General features: G+C 54.0%; 1 protein-coding gene. It reads left to right on the forward strand.

The features are described from left to right. Nucleotides 1-220 precede the first annotated feature (220 nt). A partial coding sequence (locus AC1DIT_RS28425) for a hypothetical protein (protein WP_476998626.1) occupies nt 221-501 on the forward strand: 281 nt, incomplete at its 3' end.

A 501-nucleotide genomic window follows, 5' to 3' on the forward strand; every position in this document is an offset into this window, starting at 1 on the left:
CTTCCTGCACAGTATACACGGGTGAAGGCCAGGATGCAGCGTTTCGGCTGTTCTGCCGCGTTTTTTCTCTAAAACTGGAAGATGGCTCGCGGTACTGATGACAGGTTTCATGCTAGGGAAAAAACTTTTCGATACGTTTTCCATAAGCGAACTTACGCTATCGCCATGTTCTGATTTTGCCGATTTAATAAGCGAAGCARAGCAACAAGGGAGTGTGGAGATGCGAAGCATAGTAATAATGTTCGGGCTGGGAGGGTGCGCCATTGCACAGGCTTTTTGCCCCGTCTGGTCGCCCGCCCGGGCAGAACTGGAGATGACGGCGCTGGAAAAACAGCTGAGCGACTGGGATCGGGCCTACTATGAGCAGGGCATCAGCCTGGTAGAGGATGAACGCTATGATGCCTTAGAGAAAACGTATCACGACTGGCAGCGCTGCTTCCGGCCCGAAAGCGAGTCTCGTTCGCCGGCGCTGGCGAAAAGCGGCAAGGTACGGCATCCGGT

The organism is Bacillus sp. 05T22, from assembly GCF_056396765.1.